We start from the raw sequence: 20,662 nt of genomic DNA, 5'->3' as shown, positions 1-20,662 counted from the left end.
CTCAAGGGGCTCTCGCGTACGGTCTCGTCGGACCGCTCAAAGGGCTTCTCCGTGATCGGGCTAGACGGACCGCTGGAGGGACTTCTCCGTGACGGTGGACGAACCGGCCCTCGACGGCAGGTGGTTGAACAGCAGGTTCAATACGATCGCCGTGAGGCACCCCGCGCTGATCCCGCTGTGCATGACCGTCTGGAACCAGTCCGGGAACTCGTCGTACACCGTCGGCACCCCCACCGGCAGCACCCCCATCGCCACCGACACGGCCACCACGGTCAGATTGTGGTTGCCGCTGAAGTCGACCTCGGCCAGCGTCCGCAGCCCGCTGGCCGCCACCGTCCCGAACATCACCAGCCCCGCGCCGCCCAGCACGGGCGCCGGTATGGCCGCCACCACCGCGCCCAGCTTGGGCAGCAGCCCGAGCAGCACCAGGATGCCGCCCGCCGCGGCGACCACCCAGCGGCTGCGCACCCGGGTCATGCCGACCAGGCCGACGTTCTGCGCGTACGCCGTGTACGGGAAGGTGTTGAAGACACCGCCGAGGACGGTCGACAGCCCGTCGGCGCGCAGCCCGTCCGCGAGGGAGCGCGGCTCGACCTTCCGCCCGGTCATCTCCCCGACGGCGATGAAGTCACCGGTGGTCTCGGTCATGCAGACCAGCGCCACGACCAGCATGGACACGATCGCCGACACCTCGAAGGTGGGCGCCCCGAAGTGGAACGGCGTGCTGACGCCGACCCAGTCGGCGTCGGAGACCCCGCCGAAGTCGGTGAACCCGAACGGCACCGCGACCGCGAGCCCCACCACGATGCCGACGAGTACCGCGATCCGGCTCAGGAACACCGGCGCGAACCGCTGCACGCCCAGCACGACGGCCAGCACGAACGCGGCCAGCGCCAGGTTCCTCGGCTCCCCGAAGTCCTCCGCACCGGCGCCGCCCGCCGCCCAGTTGCCCGCGACCGGCAGCAGCGAGACCCCGATGATCAGGATGACGGTGCCGGTCACCAGCGGCGGGAAGAACCGCAGCAGCCTGCCGAAGACCGGCGCCAGCAGCACGATCGCCAGCCCCGCCACGATCACCGAGCCGTAGATGGCGGGCAGCCCGCCACCCGTCGTACCGATCAGCACCATCGGCGAGACGGCGGCGAACGTACAGCCCTGCATGATCGGCAGCCGGACGCCGAACCGCCAGAAGCCGACGCACTGGATCAGCGTGGCGATGCCGCAGACCAGCAGATCGGCGGTGATCAGATACGCCAGGTCAGCGGGCGGCAGCCCCATCGCGCCGCCCACGATCAGCGGGACGGCCACCGCGCCCGCGTACATCGCGAGCACATGCTGAAGCCCGAAGGTGGCCAACTGCCGTACGGGAGGGACCTCGTCGACGGGATGGACGGTGGGCACGGGCGAGGCCATGGGCACACTCCAGAGCGGCGGGGGAAGGAACAACATCCGAACTGCCAGAGACCGTAAGCGGCTTGAACAGTTTGTTGATTTCCCCGGTGTTGCCGATGTGTGTCACCGCCACCGACCACGACCGCCACCGACCGCGCCCGCCCACAACCACCACCGACCGCGCCCGCGCCCGCGTCCGCCCGCGCCCGCGTCCGCCCGCGCCCGCGTCCGCCCGCGCCCGCGTCCGCCCGCGCCCGCTACGACCCCCTCCGCGCCGCCGCCCGCAGCGCCTCCCAGTCCGGCAGCTTCACCACACCCCGCCCGAGCGAGGCCCCCAGTTCCGCCTCCGCCCGCTCGATGGCCTGCCACCCGGCCCACTCGACCGGCTCGATCCCCAGCGCGCGCAATGCCGTGAGGGGATCCTCCGGAAGGTCCTTGCGGACGAGCACGGAGGCGTCCTCCAGCAACGAGGCCACCGTCTCCTTCGCGCACGGCCGGTTGGTGCCGATGACCCCCGTAGGGCCCCGCTTGATCCACCCCGCCACGTACTCGCCCGGCGCCACCACCCCGCCGCGCAGCACCCGCCCCGCCGACTGCGGCACGGTCCCGCGCTCCGCGTCGAACGGCAGCCCCTCCAGCGGCACCCCGCGATAGCCCACCGACCGCAGCACGAGCTGCGCCTCGATGTCCTCGTACCGCCCCGTGCCGAGCACCCCGCCGCGGCCGTCCGGCGCCGTCCGCTCGAAGCGCACCGCGCCCACCCGCCCCCCGTCGGCGAGCAGCTCCACCGGCCGCAGGAAGAACCGCAGCCGGATCCGGCGCGCGGCACCCCGGGGCGAACGGTCCGCCCAGCCCCGCAGCGCCTCGACGTTCCGGCGCTGCACCGCGGGCAGCGCGGACGGGTCCCCGTACGGCGGGTCCAGCGCCAGCTCCGCCGGGTCGAGCAGCACCTCGGCGTCCGGCAGGGTGCCCAGTTCGCGCAGCTCCTTGGTGGTGAACCGGGCCTGCGCGGGCCCGCGTCGCCCCACCATGTGGATGTCGGTGACCCGGCTCGCGGTCAGCGCCGTCAGCGCGGCCTGCGGCATGTCGGTCGGGCTCAGCTCCGCCGCGCCCCGCGCCAGGATGCGGGTGACGTCGACGGCCACGTTGCCGACGCCGATCACCACGGCCGAGCGGGCGCCCAGCACGAAGGAGTCGGCGGCGGCGTCCGGGTGGGCGCTGTACCAGGACACGAACTCGGTCGCCGAGAAGCTGCCCGGCAGCTCCTCCCCGGGAATCCCCAGATGCCGGTCGGTGGCGGCGCCCACGCAGTACACCACCGCGTGGTACAGCTCCCGCAGCCGGGCCGCGGGCAACCCGCCGGAACCGATGTGCACCCCGCCGAGGAACCGCACCCGCTCGTGCTCGAGGACCGTACGCAGGTTGTTCTGGAGCGACTTGATCTTCTCGTGGTCCGGCGCCACGCCGTACCGGACCAGTCCGTACGGGCACGGCAGCCGGTCCAGGACGTCCACGAGCACCCCGGGATCCTGCTGGACCAGGCCTTGCGCGGTGTAGACCCCGCTCGGTCCCGAGCCGACGACGGCGACACGAAGCACTGCGGAACTCCTCACCCGAGGGATTCATCAGGAGATCGCTGATGCCTCCAGCATCGCACTGCGGCCGTTGCGCTGACAGGGTGCGGGCGCGCGTGTCCGAAGGTATGGATTGTGATCATGCGGTTACGTTCCGTGTGTGCTCGAAGCATCCTTTCTCAACCTTTCTGATCGCTGTCCGACGGACGGCGCCGTGTCCGTGTGGCCCGCGTGGGAAGTGCAGGAGGAGGCCGGTGCGACGAAGTGGCTGCAGGTGCGGCTGACGTTCGCCGACGGCGCCGAGGTCGCCGTCCTCGCGGTGGTGGCCGGGGGACGCGTCCGCGTCGAGGACGTGCGCGCCCAGCCCGCGCTGTCCCTCGACGACCTGGCGGTGCTCGCCGACTGGCTGGAGGGACCGCTGGCCGAGGCGTGCGGGGTGGCGCCGGGGCCGGTGGGCGCGGCGCGGCGTGCCCGGCCCGCCTGGCCGCGCGGGGTCGAGGGGCGGTGGCTGGTGGCGCGGGAGTACCGGGCGGCCCAGGACGAGGGCGCCGACCCCGTGCTCGCGGTGATGTGCGCGACCGGTCACAGCCGTCGCGGGTCGCTGCGGCTGATCGCACAGGCGCGGGACGCGGGCTTCCTGACCCCACGTCACGCTCGCGCCTGAAGCCGCAAGGCTGGCAGACCGTCAGAGCATCTTGCGCATCCGGGTGATCTCGCTCGTCTGCTGCGCGACCACGTCGTCCGCCATCTCCTCGACGCGGATGTTGTTGCCCTGTGCCTTCACGTCCGTGGCCATGGTGATGGCGCCCTCGTGATGGGTGATCATCAGAGTGAGAAAGAGCTGGTCGAAGGCGTCGCCGCGTGCCGCGCGCAGCTTCTTCAGCTGGGCCTCGGTCGCCATCCCGGGCATCGAGCCGTGGTCGTGGCCGCCGTCGGCGACCTTGTCCTCCCCGTGCTCGGTGAGCCAGCCCTCCATGGCGGCGATCTCCGGCTGCTGCGCGGCCGCTATCCGCTCGGCGAGCGCGGTGACCTTCGTCGACTTGGCGCGGTCCGGGACGAGTTCGGTCATCTCCAGGGCCTGCGCATGATGCTCGATCATCATCCGGGCGTAGGACACATCAGCCGAATTGGGGCTGTCATCGTCGGCGCGGTGCTGAGCCGCCTCCTCGGCGGACATCGTGCGGTTGTCCTCGCCGGGCTTGCCGGGCACGAGCACCGAGGGGCCGCTCGCGGCGTCCGGCGCGGGCTCGGAGGCGGAGTCGCAGGCGCCGAGGGCCAGTACGGCGAGCGCGGTCAGCGAGGCCGCGGCGTATCGGACGCGGCGGGCACGGCGGTGGGGCACGACGACCTCCTGAGTCTGGCGGGACCACCCCCTGCGGGGGAGGAACGGCGACACCTTGTGAGTGTCGACGACCGTCCTAGCACGCTTCCGTGCCCTGGTGATCAAAAACCTTGATTACGAGTTCGTTTACCTCTTTTGATCTGGGCATGCCCAGGACCATACTTCGTTGATCCGTGCACCGTTCTTCGTGAACGGAACGAGGGAGGAAGCAGTGACCCTGTCGAAAGACCCCCGAACGCGGCACAGACGCCTAGGAGTTGCCGCAGCGGCCGTCGGACTCCTGGCGGCTCTGCTCACCGCCCATCCGGCGGTTGCCACGCCCGACCCCGGTGATGCCCCGCCCGCGCGGGAAGGCGTCTCCCGCTCCGCTCAGGAGCAGGTGAAGGAGGCGATCGCCGAGGGCGAGATACCCGGCCAGGACGAGATCGTCCACTCGGCCAACATCGAGCACCTGACGAACATCCCCAAGGACCTGCTGCCCGGCACCAACTCGGACCTCGCCTTCCAGGGCAGGTACGCCTTCGCCGGTAACTACGACGGGTTCCGCATCTTCGACATCAGCAACCCGAAGGCCCCCAAGACGGTCGCCCAGGTGCTGTGTCCCGGCTCGCAGAACGACATCTCCGTCTCCGGCAACCTGCTGTTCCTGTCGACCGACTCCTCGCGCAGCGACGACAGTTGCAACAGCACCACCCAGCCGGTGACCGAGAAGTCCTCGTGGGAGGGCATGAAGGTCTTCGACATCAGCGACAAGCGCAACCCGAAGTACGTCGCCGCCGTCGAGACCGCCTGCGGCTCGCACACCCACACGCTGGTGCCCGAGCGCCGCAACGTCTACGTGTACGTCTCCTCGTACTCGCCGAACGCGGCCTACCCCGACTGCCAGCCGCCGCACGACGGCATCTCCATCATCAAGGTGCCGCGCCACGCCCCCGAGAAGGCGGCGGTCGTGGGCTTCCCGGTGCTGTTCCCGGGTGAGGGCCCGGACGGCGGCGGCAACCCGGGCAGCCCCACCAACCCGGGCGTCTCCAAGACCACCGGCTGCCACGACATCACGGTGCTGCCCTCGGAGGACCTGGCGGCGGGCGCCTGCATGGGCGACGGCATCCTGATGTCCATCGAGGACCCCGAGAACCCCAAGGTCATCGACCAGGTACAGGACAACGTCAACTTCGCGTTCTGGCACTCGGCGACCTTCAACCAGACGGCGAAGAAGGTCGTGTTCACCGATGAGCTGGGCGGTGGCGGCGGCGCCACCTGCAACGAGGCGATCGGCCCGAACCGCGGCGCCAACGGCATCTACGACATCGTCGGCAAGGGCGAGAAGAGCAAGCTCGTCTTCCGCAGCTATTACAAGATCCCGCGCCACCAGGCCGACACCGAGAACTGCGTGGCCCACAACGGCTCGCTGATCCCGGTCAAGGGCAAGGACCTCATGGTCCAGGCCTGGTACCAGGGTGGTGTCTCCGTCTGGGAGTTCACCGACTCCGCCAAGCCCAAGGAGATCGCCTACTTCGAGCGTGGCCCGCTCAGCACCACCAACATCGTCACGGGCGGTTCCTGGTCGGCGTACTACTACAACGGCTACATCTACTCCAACGACATCGCCAAGGGCTTCGACGTGCTGAAGCTCGACGACCGGCGCACGGACCCGGCGAAGCGGGTCCGGCTCGGTGAGCTGAACGTGCAGACCCAGCCGGACTACTTCGACTGATCCCCGGCCGTCTCACCCGTCGCGAAGAACCGTGACAGATCATCGCGGCACACCCCGCCGGGCGCCTCGGCGTCCGGCGGGGCCCCGAGCCGCCAGTCGAGCCGGTAGCGCTTGAACAACTCGGCGCGCAGGGGCCGTACCGGCATCCCGACGTTCGGCAGCACCATCGCGTAGACGGCCCCCATCAGCAGGGCGCGCAGCATCGGGTAGTCGGCGTCGACCTCGCACGACCCGTGCCGGACGACGGTGTCCCGCAACAGCTCCGCCAGCCGCTGCTGCTCCGGGCACTGGACGAACCCCTCGGCCTGCAGCAGGCCCGCCATGTGCTGACGCATCAGCACCGGCCGGTCCCGGGCCAGTCCCAGGATCGCGTCGATGGCCCGCGCCATCCGCTCCCGCCCGTCCTCGGTGGGCGGTTCGCGCTCCAGCGCCTCCTCCAGCGTGCGGTGCATCAGCCGGTGCACGGCGGACTGCACCAACTGGCGCTTGCCGGGGAAGTAGTACGACACCAGACCGCGGGCCGAGCCCGCCCGGTCGGCGATGTCCGCGAGCGTCGTCGCCTCGTATCCGCGCTCCGCCACGACCTCGACGGCGGCCTGCAACAGCCGTTCCCGGGAACGCCGCCGCAACTCTTCATTGACCGCGGCGCTACGAGGGGACATGCTGGACTCCTGCGTTGACTGGCTGCCAGCCAACTATACTCAGCGCATCCGGCCCGGCCCGTTCGGCCCGGCCGGAGACCGTCCGCTCTGGGCGACGCGGGGGATCGTCCAGAGCGGGCGGGAATTCACGGCCGCATACCGCTGTTGGGTGCGTGACGGGTATTCACGGGCGGATGCCGAGGCCGTCGCGGTCCACCAGGTCGAGCACCGGCCGCAGCCCGTCGGGGCGTTCGGCCACCGGCAGATGGTCGACGAAGTGCACCGCACAGCCCAGCGCCGCCGCACCGCCGTCGGCGCGACGGTCGTCACCCACCATCAGCGTCCGACCCGGCTCCACGCCGAGCGCCGCACAGGCCGTCGCGAACAGCCGCGGGTCCGGCTTGCGGATCCCGTGCTCGTACGACAGCACATAGGCGTCCACCTGCTCGTCGAGGCCGTGCTCCCGGAACACCGGCCGCGGGTCCCAGCCGATGTTGCTGACCACCCCGACCTTGATCCCCCGCTCGCGCAGCCCGCCCAGCACCTCGGCGGCATCGGGATACGGCGCCCAGGCGGCCGGGGTCATGTGCCGGTCGTACAGTGCCTCGTGCAGGCCCGGCGCGGGCAGCGGCACCTGACGGGCGAGACCGGTGTACGCGCTCCGGTGCAGCGCGGCACTCTCGTCCCGCACCTCCCACACCCCGGCCAGTTCCGCGGGCAGCCGCTCCGGGAACGCCCCGCCCGGCAGCGCCCCCGCCCGCTCCAGCGCCCGCGCGGTGGCGGCGAGTTCGGCCGCGGGCAGGGCGACACCGGCCTCGGTCAGCACGGCCCGCAGCCAGGACTCGGCGGACTCGATCCGGAACAGGGTGCCCGAGAAGTCGAAGAGCACGGCGGTCATACGGCGATGCTACGGCGCGGTCTCCCGCCGCGATGCACGGGCGACCGGAGCGGACGCGCGCGGAGCCCGGCGCTCGAACACGGCCACCGCCACCGCGACCACCAGCGCGCCGAGCAGCCAGCCGCCGAGGACGTCCGTGAACCAGTGCACGCCCAGCCACACCCGGGTCAGACCGACGCCGACCACCGAGACCAGGGCCCAGGCGAGGGCGATGCGCCACAGGGTGCGGTCGGCGCCCTGGCGGTGCAGCAGCCACACCAGCAGACCGCACACCATCGCCGCCGTCATGGCGTGCCCGGACGGGAAGGCGGCGTAGTGGGCGGAGTCCACGGGGTCCGGCCAGACGGGGCGGTCCCGGCCGACCGCGGCCTTCGTGCCCTGCTGCAACGCGGTGCCCAGCGCCACCGTCGCCACCAGCCAGCCCACCGTCCACCATGCCGCCCGCCAGGCCAGCCACACCACGACGACCCCGACGAGGATGCGCATGGTGTTGGGGTCCCAGACCCAGTCGGTGAGGATGCGGCAGGTCCGGGTGAGCACCGGGTCCTGGACCGCCCAGCGGTGCGTGGTGCGGGCGATGCCGTCGTCCAGGGACATCAGCGGACGCCATTCCAGCGCGACCAGGGTGAGCAGCAGCAGCGAACACCCCGCGAGGGCGAGCGTGGTCCGGGCGGTGGCACGCAGGGCCGGTGGGCGGGGAGGGGAGTCGACGGGCGCGTTGTGCATGGTGCGATCCTGGCCGACCCCTGGGGCACAACACCAACCCCTGGACGGGACACGGCCGGATCCCGCCCCTGTGGGCACGGACCGCGGCCGGTCACCCGAGCGCGCGCAGCCCCGGCATGAACGTCACCAGCACCGGGACCACCGGCACCAGCGCCATCGTCGCGGTCAGCCCGAGGCGGCGGGCCGCGGTGAGCCGGTCCGGGGGCGTGAGCAGGCGGTTCACCCGCTGCGGGACCTGGGCCTGCGGGGTCGGGCAGGGGCCGAAGGAGCCCCGGTCCTCGTTGAGGCCGACCAGGGCCAGGGCGGTGGTGAGCCTGCCGAAGCGCCGGGAGGCCATGTCGTCGGCGGCGAGTTCCACCAGCCGGTGCATCTCGTCCCGGAACGCGGCGAAGACCGGCACCTGCGGGAACCCGCCCGCCAGTGCGGACGAGCAGTGCCGCAGCCAGTCGTGCCGGGCCTGCGCGTGACCCTCCTCGTGGGCCAGCAGGGCGTCCAGCTGGCGGCCCTTCAGTCGGCGCAGGGCGGCGGTGGTGACGACCAGCCGTGGCGCGGCGCCCGGCAGCCACCAGGCGTCAGGGCGCTCGCCCTCCAGCACGACCAGACGGCCCTCACCGGGCTGCTCGCCGGGCAACAGCGGAGAGCGGACGAGGAGTTGGGCCCGCCGACGCCGACGCCGCGCCCGGGCCCGCAGCACCTCGCGGACCAGCATGGCCCCGGTCCACAGACCGCCGCACGCCAGCGCCACCGCGGTCGCCGCCGCCCAGGGCCCCGCCGCGCCGAGGGCGTACGCCTCCACCACCGCGCTCGGCGCCGGAGCGAACACCGGGCCGCGCACCGCCTGCCAGGCGGCCGCCGCGCTGAGCGTCATCGACAGCGCGCAGCACAGCAGGACGGCCGCGACCACGCACTGCCACGCCCACAGGGCGACCACCGGTTCCCGGTCCGGCCAGTCGGCCCGGGCGAGCAGCCGGGGGGCGGCGAGCGCCGTCAACGCGCCGAGCAGCAGCAGTGCCGCGGGGACCATCATGGGAATCAGCCTATGAGCGGGGACCGCTCAGCGGCACGGCCTGCGCGCCGAAGTGACACAGACCACGGTTTCGTCCACCGCCCCGGCCGTCGGACGCTCACATGGTCAGCAGCATCGCGAGCATGGCGATCCCCATCGACACCCGGCACGCCCGCGCCAGCTCCGGCCGGTCCGCCCACCCCGTGACGGGCGGGCCGCCCACCACGCCGGGCACGGGTACCAGCCGGACGCCGGACAGCAGGACGTACCCGGTGAAGTAGAGCAGCAGCGCACCGGTCAGCGGCGCGACCCCGGAGCCGTGTCCGCTCGCGTGTCCGGGCGTGCCCGCCATCACGACCGCCATGTAGACCATGGCCGCCGCGCCCACCAGATGGTGCAGGTGGTGCGCGTCGGACCGCGCCGCCCACAGCGCGTGCAGCGCCGCCGCCCCGAACACCACGCCGTACAGCGGCCAGGCCCACGACGGCGGGGTGAACACGGCCGCGGGCACCGCCATCGCGGCCATCCCGAACCCCATCAGCGCCTCGCCGCCCGCGGCCCGGCGCTGCTCCTCGACACCGCTGCGCAGCCGCAGCAGACAGTAGGCGCCGGTCGCCGCGCACAGCGCCACCAGCAGCCAGCCGGGCGAAGCCGGTCCGTGCACGCGCACCTCCCGCTCGACGGTCAGCAGCAGTCGAGGCATGCCCGGACCGTGCGGTGCGCACGCGAGCGCAAGGGTGTACACGGGGAGCATTCGACGGAGCACGCGTCGGGCGAGTGGGTCGTCCTCGTGGTGCGGGCCGGACGTCGGGCGAGTGGGTCGTCCTCGTGGTGCGGGCCGGACGCCGGGCGAGTGGGTCGTCCTCGTGGTGCGGGCCGGACGCCGTACGCTCGCCGGTACGGTACGACGCCAGGGCTGCTCCTGGACCGGCCGGGGACGCGGTCGGCAGCGCGGCCGGAACCAGGGACGAGAAGGCGGAGGACGTACGGCCATGACGGGGACGAACGGAGTGCCGGGCGGCGGCGCGGGCGGCCGGACGGCGACGGGCGACACGGTCGCCGCGGTCGTACGGCAGTGGCGGGCCGTCCACCCCGACCTCGACACCGGCCCCATCGAGATCATCGGCCGGGTCAACCGCTGCGCCGCCCTCCTCCAGCAGGCCGAGGACGCGCCCCTGCGCGGGGCGGGGCTCAGCCGCGCCGAGTTCGACCTGCTCGGCGCGTTGCGCCGCACCGGCCGTGAACTCACCCCCGGCGAGCTGGCCCGCGAGACCTTCTCCTCGGGCGCCGCCGTCACCAAGCGGCTCAAGCAGCTCACCGAGCGCGGGCTGGTGGAGCGGCGCGGCGACACCCGTGACCGCAGGGTCGCCCACGTCCGCCTGACGGACGCCGGACGCGACCTCGTCGACGGCATCCTGCCCGAGCAGCTCGCCTACGAGACGGCCGTGCTGTCCGGCCTCGGCCTGCTCCAGCAGGAGGAACTGGCGGGCTTGCTGGGGGAGTTGCTGGCCCAGCTGGAGGGCCGACTGGCGGCTCCGCCGCGCGCCTGAGCCGTCCCGGGAACCGGACTCGGGGTCTCAGAAACCGGATCCGGCCCGGTAGACCCCGAACACCGCCCCCTGCGGGTCACGCAGCACCGCGATCCGAGGGCCGTCGGGCAGCGACGTCGGGTCCATCAGGGCCGCGCCGCCCGCCTGGACCGTCCCGGCGTTGGTGTCGTCCACGTCGGCGACGGCGAAGTACGGCAGCCAGTGCGGCGGCACCTCGGGCGGGAACTTCTCGTCCATCGCCACCATGCCGCCGAAGTCGGCGCCGTCGACGCCCCACTGGTTGTAGTTCCGGGAGGCGTGCACGGTCCAGCCGAACACCGCGGGGTAGAAGTCGGTGGCGTGCGCCGGGTCACGGGTCAGCAGCTCCACCCAGCCGAGCGCGCCGGGCGCGTTGAACACCCCGGCGCCGGGGAAGGTCCGTGCCTGCCACAGCTGGAAGACCGCGCCGCCCGGGTCGACGGCCACCGCGAACCGGCCCAGGTCGAACACGTCTTTCGGGCCGAGCAGCACGGTGCCCCCGGCCGCGGTCACCCGCCGGGCGGCGGCGTCCGCGTCGGTCACCGCGAAGGACACGTTCCAGGCGACCGGCTGTGCCTCCTGGTACAGCGGGGTCAGCGCGGCGACCGCGGCGTCCTCGAGGTGCGCGATCGTGCACCCACCGGCCTCCGACCGGGGGTCGGTCTCGGTCCGCCACCCGAACAGCCCTTCGTAGAACCGCCGGGCCCCGTCCACATCGCTCGTCCCCAGCTCCGCCCAGCAGGGCCCGCCGGTCACCGGCCTGTCGAGCTTCATGGCAGTCCTCTCACCGCGGGGTACCCCCGCAGCACGCTAAGCCCGCCCCCGCGGCCCGGCCAGCCGACGCGGGCCCTGGTGTCCGGCCCCGCTCCCGGCGTACCCTCGGCGCCGTACCGCACCGCATGGCGGCCTCCACCCCACCACCCCGTCCGGAGGTCCCCCATGCCCGCAGCCCGGGTGCGCCCCTTCCACCGCGGCGACCGCGACCAGCTCACCGACCTGGTCAACCGGCATGTCGCCGCCGTCGTCCCCGGAGTGTCGGTCTCCGTGAACACCGTGCTCAGCGAGCTGGAGCGACGGCCCGAGGAGTTCATCGTCGACCCGTGGGTGAGCGAGCGGGTCACCCTCGTGGCGGAGTCGCGCGGGCATGTCGTCGCCGCGGCCCATCTGCTGCGCTACCGCGCCGACGACGAGGTGGGCGACTGCTACCGCGACACCGGCGAGGTCGCCTGGTTCGTGAGCCACCCGCCCGCGTCCTTCCGGCCCGGCACCGACGAGGCCGCCGATCTGCTGATGTCCGCCTGTCTGGCCCAGCTGGCCCGCTGGCGGGTGCGTGCCCGTCTCGCCGACGGCGCGCTGCCCGCCCCGATGGTCTACGGGCTGCCCCGGAACTGGCCGCACATCCGCGCCGTCTACGAGCGCGCGGGCTTCCGGCACACCGGGGACACCGAGGTGATCCTGCTCGCCCGGGTGGCCGACCTGCCGCTGCCCGAGCCTCCGCCGGGCGTGTCCTTCGCGCGCACGCTGGGGGAGTGCGGCACCCGATTCACGGCGTACGCCGACGGCCGCGCCCTCGGCTTCATCGAGGTCGACACCGCACTGGCCCGCCCGGAACGGCACGTCCGCGCCGCCGGTCTCGCCGACATCGGCAACCTGCGCGGGCCGGGCTGGGAGCACCACCTGCTCGCCCACGCCGCCGACTGGCTGCGCCTCAGCGGAGTCGACCGGCTCGTGGCCTACGAGACGGCCACCGACCAGGCGGCGATCGACCGGCTGACGAGCGCGGGCTTCGGCGAACTCACCCGCACCGACCGCGGTTGGGAGCACCGTCCCGGGTCCGGCGCTCAGATGCCCGGCCGGTAGCGCAGGGGGTGGTCGGCCGGTACCTCCACCAGCACGATGGGGGTGCCGTCCGGGTCCGCGGTCCACATCTCGATCAGGCCCCAGGGCTCCCGCACCGGCGGTCGCACGATGGCGACGCCCGCGTCCCGCAGCTCGTGGTGGGCGGCTTCGACGTCGGGGACCTGCAGCCAGAGCCGGGTGGCCGACGACGGGGGCTCGGTCGAGCGGCCGGAGAGTTCCAGGAAGCCGCCGCCGAGGAAGTACACGGTGCCGCGTTCCGGGCCGGTGCCGAACTCGCGGTAGACCGGCAGCCCCAGCCGGTCGCCGTAGAAGGCGCGGGAGCGGTCGGGGTCCGTGGGCCGGAGCAGAATGCGGCTGCTCAGTACATGCACCATGCGGTGGAGCCTAACCGCGGGGTTAGGCTCGTCCCGGTCCGAGCCGCGCCGAGATCGGAGACGTACCCGTATGGACACCGCCGCCCCCGCCACCGCCCTGAGCTTCCGTGATGCCACCCTCGCCGATGTGGACACCCTGGTCGCGCTGATCGAGTCGGCCTACCGGGGGGACTCCAGCCGGGCCGGGTGGACGACCGAGGCGGACATCCTCCAGGGGCAGCGGACCGATCCCGAGGGGGTGCGGGAGGTCGTCGAGTCGCCCGACAGCCGGTTGCTGGCGGTGGAACGGGACGGTGTCGTCGTCGCCTGCTGTCAGTTGGAACGCCGCGGTGAGCACGCCTACTTCGGCATGTTCGCGGTCAGCCCCGGCCAGCAGGGCGGCGGCCTCGGCAGGGCCGTGCTCGCCGAGGCCGAGCGGCTGGCGCGCGAGGAGTGGGGCGCCGGGGAGATGCACATGACGGTGATCTCCGTACGCGAGGACCTCATCGCCTGGTACGAGCGGCGCGGCTACCGCCGTACGGGCCGGATGACCCCGTTCCCGTACGGCGACGAGCGCTTCGGCATCCCGCAGCGTGACGATCTGGAGTTCGAGCTGCTGGTCAGGGAGCTTGGCTGAGCAGGCGCCCGGTCTCCGGGTAGTCGGTCGTCGCGCCGTCCAGGCCCAGCGCCCGCACCAGCCGTACGTGGTCCGGGGTGTTCACCACCCAGCCGATGATCCTGAGCCCCGCCCCGCGCGCGTGCTCCACGGTCTCCAGCGTGAGCCGCCGGATGTTGAGGCAGACGGTCGCCGCTCCCGCCTCGACGGCGCGCTCCACGATGTCGGTGCCGTACCGGCTGGCGATGAGCGCGGTGCGCACCCCGGGCACCAGCCGGGCGATCTCCACGATGGCCTCGTCATGGAACGAGGACACCTCCACCCGGCCCGCCAGCTCCCGCGCGTTCAGCACCTCCGCCAGCGCCCGTGCCGCGCGGACGTCCTTGATCTCGGCCTGCAACGGCGTGTCCACCGCCTGCAGCACCTCCTCGAAGACCGGGACCCGCTCACCCCGCCCGGCGTCCAGGGCGCGCAGCTCGGCGAGGGTCTGCCCGGCGATCGGCCCGCTGCCGTCGGTGGTGCGGTCCACGTCCTCGTCGTGCATCACGACCAGCGCGCCGTCCTTGCTGAGGTGCAGATCCAGCTCGAGCACACCGAGCCCGGCGCGCTGGGCGGCGACGAAGGACCGCAGGGTGTTCTCGGGCTCGGTGCCCATCACCCCGCGGTGTCCGATGGTGACGAAGTTCAAGGTTCACTCGCTTCCGTCGACTGCGGTGCATGCGCAGCCTAGTTGTGGGTAGAAGTCGTTGCGCCAACCGTTGTCGACAGGAAAAAGTGCGGTGAAATCGGGGTGTGAGCAGGAAGATTTTCGCCCCCCGTCTTGCTGGAGGGAACCCGCTGTGTATACGGTCTTCTTACGCAAGGTTCTCCAGTTGAGGATGGGACATGACGGAAATTCTTGTGCAGGCGGCGGCGGAGGCCCAGGTTCCTCCCGCAAGCAGGGTGGTGGAGCACCCGGCGTGGCCCGTGCTCAAGGATGCGGTGGAGCAGATCCGGCCGTGGCAGTCCAAGGACGGATCCATCGATCTCGACGCGGGCGGCGCCCCCGCCCGCGCGGACGCCGAGGCCGCCGTACGCCGTATCACCGAGTCCGTCGAGGCACTCGCCCCGCTGCTCCCGCACGACGCCGCCTACCACGCGGCCCTGGTCGGGGACCTGCGCAAGTGGGCGGACGGCGGCTTCGGCGTGCCCGACTTCCTCGACTCGCTGCTCGCCTTCCACCCCGCCGCGGACCGCCGGGACGGCCTCCAGCACCTGGTCGTCTTCCCGATGTACACCCAGAACGGCAACCCCGACCGCAACCTCGAGGCGGTCGTGCTGCGCATGGTCTGGCCGGAGTGGCTCGCCGAGCTGGAGCGCACCCGCTACGACAACCCGCTGTTCTGCGGCATCACCTTCGAGGACTTCACCGCCGGGTACGACACCAACTCGGCCGTCCTCTTCCCCGAGACGATCGCCGTCCGCGAGGCCCCCGAGCGCTTCACCTGGGGCGGCATCTTCTGCGACCGCGAGGCCGCCCGCTTCCGCCGGGTGACCGACGCCGCCGTGGGCCTGCTGGGCCTGGAGCTGCCCGAGGACATCGCCGCGATGGTCCACGACCAGAAGCGCTGCGAGGAGGCCTTCGTGCTGTGGGACATGGTCCACGACCGCACCCACAGCCACGGCGACCTGCCCTTCGACCCGTTCATGATCAAGCAGCGCCAGCCGTTCTGGATGTACGGCCTGGAGGAACTGCGCTGCGACCTCACCGCCTTCAAGGAGGCCGTGAAGCTGGCGGACGAGGGCGTCCCGCAGGCCCGTGACGTGCAGTACGCGGTGCTGTTCGACCGCATGTTCCGCTTCCCGGTCACCGGCGAGCGCACCCGCAACTACGACGGCCTCGGCGGCCAGCTCCTCTTCGCCTACCTGCACAAGCACGACGTCGTCCGCTGGACCGACAACAAGCTGTCCATCGACTGGCAGCGGGCCCCGCAGCTCACCAACCAGCTGTGCGCCGAGATCGAGAAGCTCTACCGCGACGGCATCGACCGGCCCAAGCTGGTCCACTGGTTCGCCGGGTACGAGCTGGTCTCCACCTACCTGGCCCCGCACCCGGGCTCCAAGTGGGCCAAGGGCCCGGACGCCCTGGACCTGACCCTCCCGCCGCGCAAGCTCGTCGACGACGTGCTTCCGGACGAGTTTCCGCTGAGCATGTTCTACGAGGCGCTGTCCAAGAAACTCAGGAACGTGATTGCCTCGACCCGGGGCATCCGGGCGGACCGCGCCGAGCGGACCGCCGCGTGAGCGACGACTCCGGTACGACGGATCAGACGGCTCAGGAGGCGAGGACCATGGTGGGGAACGGGGCGCTCGACGGCGCGGTGATCGCGGTCGCCGGTGCGGGCGGGCCCGCCGGGCGCGCGGCGCTGCGGCGGCTCGCCGAGGCGGGCGCGACCGTCGTCGGCGCGGACAACGACCCGGAGCGGCTCGCGGAGGCCGTGGACGCCGCGCGCTACGCGCACGGCGGCGCGACGGTCACCGGCGAGACCGTCGACCTGCTGGACCTGGACTCCACCCGGGACTGGGCCGCCCGCACCGAGAAGGAGTTCGGCCGCATCGACGGCCTGGTCCACCTCGTCGGCGGCTGGCGCGGCAGCGAGACCTTCATCAAGACCAGCCTCGACGACTGGGACTTCCTGGAGCTGCTGCTGATCCGCACCGTCCAGCACACCTCGCTGGCCTTCTACGAGGGCCTCCAGCGCAGCGACCGCGGACGCTACCTGCTGATCAGCGCCGCCGGTGCCACCAGGCCGACCGCCGGGAACGCCTCGTACGCCGCCGCCAAGGCCGCCGCCGAGGCCTGGACGCTCGCGCTCGCCGACGCCTTCCGCAAGGCGGGGGGTGCCGAGGGGCCGCGGGCCGCGGCTGCGATCCTGGTGGTGAAGGCGTTGGTGCACGACGCGATGCGCGCCGAGCGCCCCAACGCGAAGTTCGCGGGCTTCACGGACGTCGAGGATCTCGCCGAGGCCATCGTCGGTGTCTGGGACCAGCCCGCCGCCGAAGTGAACGGAAACCGTCTGTGGCTCACAGAGAAGCCGTGAACCCTGCGAAGACCGACGCGCGTCGCCATCACGACCCCGAGGTCCGCGGTTTCGCCAGCGACAACTACGCCGGGGCGCATCCGGAGGTGCTCGCCGCCCTGGCCCTGGCCAACGGCGGGCACCAGGTCGCCTACGGCGAGGACGACTACACCCTCAACCTCCAGCGGATCATCCGCAGCCACTTCGGCGCCACCGCCGAGGCCTTCCCGGTCTTCAACGGCACCGGGGCGAACGTCGTCGCGCTCCAGGCGGTCACCGACCGCTGGGGCGCGGTGGTCTGCGCCGAGAGCGCGCACATCAACGTCGACGAGGGCGGCGCGCCGGAGCGCATGGGCGGGCTCAAGCTGCTCACCGTGCCCACCCCGGACGGCAAGCTCACCCCCGAGCTGATCGACCGGCAGGCGTACGGCTGGGAGGACGAGCACCGCGCCATGCCGCAGGTCGTCTCGATCACCCAGAGCACCGAGCTGGGCACCCTCTACACCCCGGACGAGATCCGCGCGATCTGCGACCACGCCCACGCCCACGGCATGAGGGTGCACCTGGACGGCTCCCGGATATCCAACGCCGCCGCCTCCCTGAACGTCCCCATGCGGACCTTCACCAACGCGGCCGGTGTCGACATCCTCTCCCTCGGCGGCACCAAGAACGGCGCCCTGTTCGGCGAGGCCGTCGTGGTCGTCAACCAGGACGCCGTCCGGCACATGAAGCACCTGCGCAAGCTGTCCATGCAGCTCGCCTCCAAGATGCGCTTCGTGTCCGTGCAACTGGAGGCGCTGCTGGCCAAGGACCTCTGGCTGCGCAACGCCCGCCACTCCAACGAGATGGCCCAGCGCCTGGCCGAGGGCGTCCGCGCCGTGCACGGCGTGGAGATCCTCTACCCCGTGCAGGCCAACGCGGTCTTCGCGCGCCTCCCGCACGACGTCAGTGAGCGGCTCCAGAAGCGGTTCCGCTTCTACTTCTGGGACGAGGCCGCGGGCGACGTCCGCTGGATGTGCTCCTTCGACACCACCGAGGACGATGTGGACGCCTTCGTAGCCGCCCTCAAGGAGGAGATGGCCCGCTGAGCGGTTATGCATAAGTATGCGGTCACCTGAAAAGTCATTGACTCCTGGGTGATCGCATTCCTATGCTCTGCGGGCATGCAGCTGATCCAGAACACCCCCGACCTTTCGACGTACCTCGTGGCTGACGACGCCATCGACCATGAGCACCCGGTGGTACAGGACACGGCCACCCGACTCGCCAAGGGCGCCGCCGACTCGTATGCCTATGCGCGGGCGGCGTACGAGTTCGTCCGCGACACCATCCCGCACTCCCAGGACTCCGGCGATCTGCGCGTCACCTGGCGCGCCTCGGACGTGCTCACCCAGCGCACCGGCATCTGCCACGCCAAGGCGCACGCGCTGGCCGCGCTGCTGCGCGCCGAGGACATCCCGACCGCGCTCTGCTACCAGCGGCTGGCCTGCGACGACGGTCCCGGGCATGTCGTGCACGGACTGGTCGCGGTCAGGTTCCACGGCGCCTGGCACCGGCAGGACCCCCGCGGCAACAAGCCGGGCGTGGACGCCCGGTTCTCCCTGGACGGCGAGCGGCTGGCCTGGATCCCCGACCCGAAGTCCAGTGAGGTGGACTATCCGGTGCTGTACGCTGAACCACACCCGGTCGTGCTCGACGCCCTCAAGGCCGCCCGCGACCGGCCGCACCTGTGGCAGACGCTGCCCACCGCACTCTGAGGCAAGGCCGACCATGACCTTCACGCTGACCGTGTCCGACGAGGTGCGCGCCCTCGCGCCCGGCTTCACCCATGTCGCCGTAGAGGCCCATGGGCTGGTCAACGGACCGAGCGGCGAGGCGAGTTCGGCGCTGCTGGACGACGCCGCCCGCCGCCTCGCCGCGCGGCTGGCCGGACGCGCCCCGCACGAGGACCCGCACATGGCCGCCTGGCGCGCGACCTACACGGCGTTCGGCTCGAAGCCGTCCCGCACCCGCAACTCCGCCGAGGCGCTCGCCAAGCGGGCGCTGTCGGACGGCGGACTGCCCCGGATCAACGTGCTCGTCGACCTCTACAACGCGATCAGCGTCGCCCACCTCATCCCCGTCGGCGGCGAGGACATCGACCGCGTCCAGGGCGGCATGCGGCTGGTGCGCGCCACCGGCGACGAGGACTTCGTGACCGTCGCGGGCGGTGAGGAGACCGTCGAACACCCCGACGCCGGTGAGGTGGTGTGGCGCGACGACCTCGGGGTGACCTGCCGTCGCTGGAACTGGCGGCAGGGGCCGCGCACCCGGCTCACCGAGGAGACCGTCTCCGGCATCTTCCTGCTGGAGAGCCTCGCGCCCCTGCCGGTCGCCGAGGTCGGGGGCGCCGCCGCGGAACTCGCGGAACTGCTGGAGAAGTTCAGCCCCGGCGCCCGTATCGCCGTCCACGCCCCCGGCCCGGCCACGGCCTGACCGCGGGGCAGGGCGCCCGCGTCAGCGCGCCTCGGCGGCGCGGACCTGCTCCGGCGTCGGTGCCGTACCGCCGAGGTGGGCGGGGAGCCACCAGGAGTCGTCGGTGCCCTTGGGACGTACGGGATAGGCGCGCTGCGCGGTGTCGAGCAGCTCCTGCACCCGCTCGCGCAGCCGCCGGGTGATCGCACCCGCGTACTGGTCGCGGGGGGCCTCGATGGGCTCGCCCACGCGGATGGTGACCGGGAGGTGGCTGCGCTTGAAGTTGCGCGGCTGGCCCTTGGTCCACAGCCGCTGGGTGCCCCACACCGCCATCGGGACCAGCGGCACGCCCGCCTCCTGGGCCAGGCGCGCCGCGCCCGACTTGAAGCTCTTGAGCGTGAAGGACTGGGAGATGGTCGCCTCCGGGAAGACGCCGATCACCTCACCGGCGCGCAGCGAGTCCAGCGCGTGCGCGTACGCGGCCTCGCCCTGCTTGCGGTCCACGGGGATGTGCTTCATGCCGCGCATCAGCGGACCGGAGACCTTGTGCCGGAAGACGGACTCCTTCGCCATGAAGCGCACCAGGCGCTTCTGCGGCAGGGCGGCGAGGCCGTTGAAGATGAAGTCCAGATAGCTGATGTGATTGCTCACCAGCACGGCACCGCCCGAGCGCGGAATGTTCTCCGATCCCTTGCAGTCGATCTTCAGGTCCCACGCCTTGAACATGGTCAGGGCGAGACCGATGACGGGACGGTAGACAAGCTCGGCCATGGACGGTGTTGACCCTTCCTTCTCCGCCGGGGAAGGGAGTCCCCGCGGGAAAGCTACGCAGCCGTAGGTTTACGGCATCCCGCAGATCGTGCCCCAAGAACGGACGGGTAGCCAGCCCTGGTGCCCGTGTACGGCGAGATCCTCGTCACTTCACCGTCCCGGGTCAGGGAATCACGGCGGCCCCGGGGGTGCTGAGACGGAGGACGAGTAGAGGGAGAGCGAGGGCGGTGGAGCGCGAAGTGCCTGCACCAGATATGCCTGCACCAGACATGCCTGCACCAGACGTGCCTGCACCAGACGTGCCTGCACCAGACGTGCCTGCACCAGAAGCGTCCGCACAGGAGGGCGAAAAACGGCTGGGATCGGCCGAACTGGGCGGGGAACTCGGCGAGCGTGCCACGCTCGTGCAGTTCTCGAGCGCGTTCTGCGCGCCCTGCCGCGCCACTCGGCGGATCCTCGGCGAGGTCGCGGAGCTGGTCCCCGGGGTCGCGCATGTCGAGATCGACGCCGAGGCCCGGCTGGAGCTGGTGCGCGCCCTCGGGGTCCGCAAGACCCCGACTGTGCTGGTTCTCGACCCCGAGGGCCGTATCGTGCGGCGGGCAGCCGGTCAGCCCCGGAAGGCGGATGTGATCGCGGCCCTGGGGGCGGCCGTCCGGGAGTCGTGAGTCGGCCGAGGAGGGTGAGGCAG

At 72.2% G+C, this 20,662-nt stretch carries 23 protein-coding genes; 11 read left to right on the top strand and 12 right to left on the bottom strand.

Annotated features, from left to right (window positions below):
• Positions 1-60: 60 nt before the first annotated feature.
• Together ACFVQG_RS02460 and ACFVQG_RS02455 are read right to left on the bottom strand one after the other, a co-directional pair.
• Positions 61-1,413 (bottom strand): nucleobase:cation symporter-2 family protein, encoded by a 1,353-nt coding sequence (locus ACFVQG_RS02460; protein ID WP_383375910.1) that lies wholly within the window; start codon positions 1,411-1,413, stop codon positions 61-63.
• 236 nt (positions 1,414-1,649) lie between these two features.
• Positions 1,650-2,990, bottom strand: coding sequence for an FAD-dependent oxidoreductase (locus ACFVQG_RS02455; RefSeq protein ID WP_383375907.1), 1,341 nt, complete (start codon positions 2,988-2,990; stop codon positions 1,650-1,652).
• Between the two features lie 190 nt (positions 2,991-3,180).
• Here ACFVQG_RS02455 and ACFVQG_RS02450 point away from each other — a divergent pair, with 190 nt between their 5' ends.
• The gene (locus tag ACFVQG_RS02450; RefSeq protein WP_383375904.1) at positions 3,181-3,630 is read left to right on the top strand and encodes a DUF6214 family protein; all 450 of its coding nucleotides are present in this window, start codon (positions 3,181-3,183) and stop codon (positions 3,628-3,630) included.
• A 21-nt stretch (positions 3,631-3,651) separates the two neighbouring features.
• Here the strand turns inward: ACFVQG_RS02450 and ACFVQG_RS02445 are convergent, their stop codons facing one another.
• Positions 3,652-4,308 carry a DUF305 domain-containing protein gene (locus ACFVQG_RS02445; protein WP_383375902.1) on the bottom strand — a complete coding sequence of 219 codons (657 nt, stop codon included), beginning with the start codon at positions 4,306-4,308 and terminating at the stop codon, positions 3,652-3,654.
• A gap of 211 nt (positions 4,309-4,519) precedes the next feature.
• Here ACFVQG_RS02445 and ACFVQG_RS02440 point away from each other — a divergent pair, with 211 nt between their 5' ends.
• Positions 4,520-6,022 carry an LVIVD repeat-containing protein gene (locus tag ACFVQG_RS02440; protein ID WP_383375900.1) on the top strand — a complete coding sequence of 501 codons (1,503 nt, stop codon included), beginning with the start codon at positions 4,520-4,522 and terminating at the stop codon, positions 6,020-6,022.
• Here the strand turns inward: ACFVQG_RS02440 and ACFVQG_RS02435 are convergent.
• From ACFVQG_RS02435 to ACFVQG_RS02415, 5 genes are all read right to left on the bottom strand, one after another.
• Positions 6,010-6,684 (bottom strand): TetR/AcrR family transcriptional regulator, encoded by a 675-nt coding sequence (locus tag ACFVQG_RS02435; protein ID WP_383375898.1) that lies wholly within the window; start codon positions 6,682-6,684, stop codon positions 6,010-6,012. The two genes, ACFVQG_RS02440 and ACFVQG_RS02435, sit on opposite strands and share 13 nt — an antisense overlap.
• Before the next feature lie 163 nt (positions 6,685-6,847).
• Entirely contained in the window at positions 6,848-7,561 is a 714-nt protein-coding gene (locus tag ACFVQG_RS02430; protein ID WP_383375896.1) for an HAD family hydrolase, read from the bottom strand.
• A 9-nt stretch (positions 7,562-7,570) separates the two neighbouring features.
• Positions 7,571-8,287, bottom strand: a complete 717-nt coding sequence (locus tag ACFVQG_RS02425; RefSeq protein WP_383375893.1) for a phosphatase PAP2 family protein — start codon at positions 8,285-8,287, stop codon at positions 7,571-7,573.
• Positions 8,288-8,378: 91 nt separating this feature from the next.
• Complete coding sequence (locus tag ACFVQG_RS02420; RefSeq protein WP_383375891.1) at positions 8,379-9,314, bottom strand: M56 family metallopeptidase; 936 nt, start codon at positions 9,312-9,314, stop codon at positions 8,379-8,381.
• 97 nt (positions 9,315-9,411) lie between these two features.
• Positions 9,412-9,957: a DUF5134 domain-containing protein gene (locus tag ACFVQG_RS02415; protein ID WP_383376517.1), complete on the bottom strand. Its 546-nt coding sequence runs from the start codon at positions 9,955-9,957 to the stop codon at positions 9,412-9,414.
• 328 nt (positions 9,958-10,285) lie between these two features.
• Here ACFVQG_RS02415 and ACFVQG_RS02410 point away from each other — a divergent pair, with 328 nt between their 5' ends.
• Positions 10,286-10,843: a MarR family winged helix-turn-helix transcriptional regulator gene (locus ACFVQG_RS02410; protein WP_383375886.1), complete on the top strand. Its 558-nt coding sequence runs from the start codon at positions 10,286-10,288 to the stop codon at positions 10,841-10,843.
• A 27-nt stretch (positions 10,844-10,870) separates the two neighbouring features.
• On the opposite strand, the gene ACFVQG_RS02405 is transcribed toward ACFVQG_RS02410, so the two are convergent.
• Positions 10,871-11,635: a VOC family protein gene (locus tag ACFVQG_RS02405; protein WP_383375882.1), complete on the bottom strand. Its 765-nt coding sequence runs from the start codon at positions 11,633-11,635 to the stop codon at positions 10,871-10,873.
• 165 nt (positions 11,636-11,800) lie between these two features.
• On the opposite strand from ACFVQG_RS02405, the gene ACFVQG_RS02400 reads away from it, so the two are divergent.
• Positions 11,801-12,721 carry an N-acetyltransferase gene (locus ACFVQG_RS02400; protein WP_383375880.1) on the top strand — a complete coding sequence of 307 codons (921 nt, stop codon included), beginning with the start codon at positions 11,801-11,803 and terminating at the stop codon, positions 12,719-12,721.
• On the opposite strand, the gene ACFVQG_RS02395 is transcribed toward ACFVQG_RS02400, so the two are convergent.
• Positions 12,703-13,095: a VOC family protein gene (locus tag ACFVQG_RS02395; protein ID WP_383375878.1), complete on the bottom strand. Its 393-nt coding sequence runs from the start codon at positions 13,093-13,095 to the stop codon at positions 12,703-12,705. The genes ACFVQG_RS02400 and ACFVQG_RS02395 overlap by 19 nt on opposite strands.
• Before the next feature lie 70 nt (positions 13,096-13,165).
• On the opposite strand from ACFVQG_RS02395, the gene ACFVQG_RS02390 reads away from it, so the two are divergent.
• Positions 13,166-13,711 (top strand): GNAT family N-acetyltransferase, encoded by a 546-nt coding sequence (locus ACFVQG_RS02390; protein ID WP_383375876.1) that lies wholly within the window; start codon positions 13,166-13,168, stop codon positions 13,709-13,711.
• Here the strand turns inward: ACFVQG_RS02390 and ACFVQG_RS02385 are convergent.
• Positions 13,695-14,378 (bottom strand): glycerophosphodiester phosphodiesterase, encoded by a 684-nt coding sequence (locus ACFVQG_RS02385; protein ID WP_383375874.1) that lies wholly within the window; start codon positions 14,376-14,378, stop codon positions 13,695-13,697. The genes ACFVQG_RS02390 and ACFVQG_RS02385 overlap by 17 nt on opposite strands.
• A gap of 197 nt (positions 14,379-14,575) precedes the next feature.
• Here ACFVQG_RS02385 and ACFVQG_RS02380 point away from each other — a divergent pair, with 197 nt between their 5' ends.
• The 5 genes from ACFVQG_RS02380 to ACFVQG_RS02360 all read left to right on the top strand — a co-directional run bounded on the left by ACFVQG_RS02380 (position 14,576) and on the right by ACFVQG_RS02360 (position 19,224).
• The gene (locus ACFVQG_RS02380; protein ID WP_383375872.1) at positions 14,576-15,973 is read left to right on the top strand and encodes a DUF6421 family protein; all 1,398 of its coding nucleotides are present in this window, start codon (positions 14,576-14,578) and stop codon (positions 15,971-15,973) included.
• 47 nt (positions 15,974-16,020) lie between these two features.
• The gene (locus tag ACFVQG_RS02375) at positions 16,021-16,770 is read left to right on the top strand and encodes an SDR family NAD(P)-dependent oxidoreductase (RefSeq protein ID WP_383376515.1); all 750 of its coding nucleotides are present in this window, start codon (positions 16,021-16,023) and stop codon (positions 16,768-16,770) included.
• Positions 16,767-17,837 carry a threonine aldolase family protein gene (locus ACFVQG_RS02370; RefSeq protein ID WP_383375870.1) on the top strand — a complete coding sequence of 357 codons (1,071 nt, stop codon included), beginning with the start codon at positions 16,767-16,769 and terminating at the stop codon, positions 17,835-17,837. Before ACFVQG_RS02375 ends, ACFVQG_RS02370 begins: the two co-directional genes overlap by 4 nt.
• 75 nt (positions 17,838-17,912) lie before the next feature.
• Entirely contained in the window at positions 17,913-18,506 is a 594-nt protein-coding gene (locus ACFVQG_RS02365; protein ID WP_383375868.1) for a transglutaminase domain-containing protein, read from the top strand.
• Between the two features lie 13 nt (positions 18,507-18,519).
• A complete protein-coding gene (locus ACFVQG_RS02360; protein WP_383375866.1) occupies positions 18,520-19,224 on the top strand; it encodes a B3/4 domain-containing protein in 705 nt (234 codons plus the stop codon).
• Between the two features lie 21 nt (positions 19,225-19,245).
• On the opposite strand, the gene ACFVQG_RS02355 is transcribed toward ACFVQG_RS02360, so the two are convergent.
• Positions 19,246-19,974, bottom strand: a complete 729-nt coding sequence (locus ACFVQG_RS02355) for a lysophospholipid acyltransferase family protein (RefSeq protein ID WP_383375864.1) — start codon at positions 19,972-19,974, stop codon at positions 19,246-19,248.
• Between the two features lie 314 nt (positions 19,975-20,288).
• On the opposite strand from ACFVQG_RS02355, the gene ACFVQG_RS02350 reads away from it, so the two are divergent.
• Positions 20,289-20,639 carry a TlpA family protein disulfide reductase gene (locus ACFVQG_RS02350; RefSeq protein ID WP_383375862.1) on the top strand — a complete coding sequence of 117 codons (351 nt, stop codon included), beginning with the start codon at positions 20,289-20,291 and terminating at the stop codon, positions 20,637-20,639.
• Positions 20,640-20,662: the final 23 nt, after the last annotated feature.

This window comes from Streptomyces sp. NPDC057877, assembly GCF_042796855.1.
Lineage (GTDB): Bacteria > Actinomycetota > Actinomycetes > Streptomycetales > Streptomycetaceae > Streptomyces.
The sequence above is the reverse complement of the archived record's forward strand: the minus strand, read 5'-3'. Positions and strand labels throughout refer to the sequence as shown.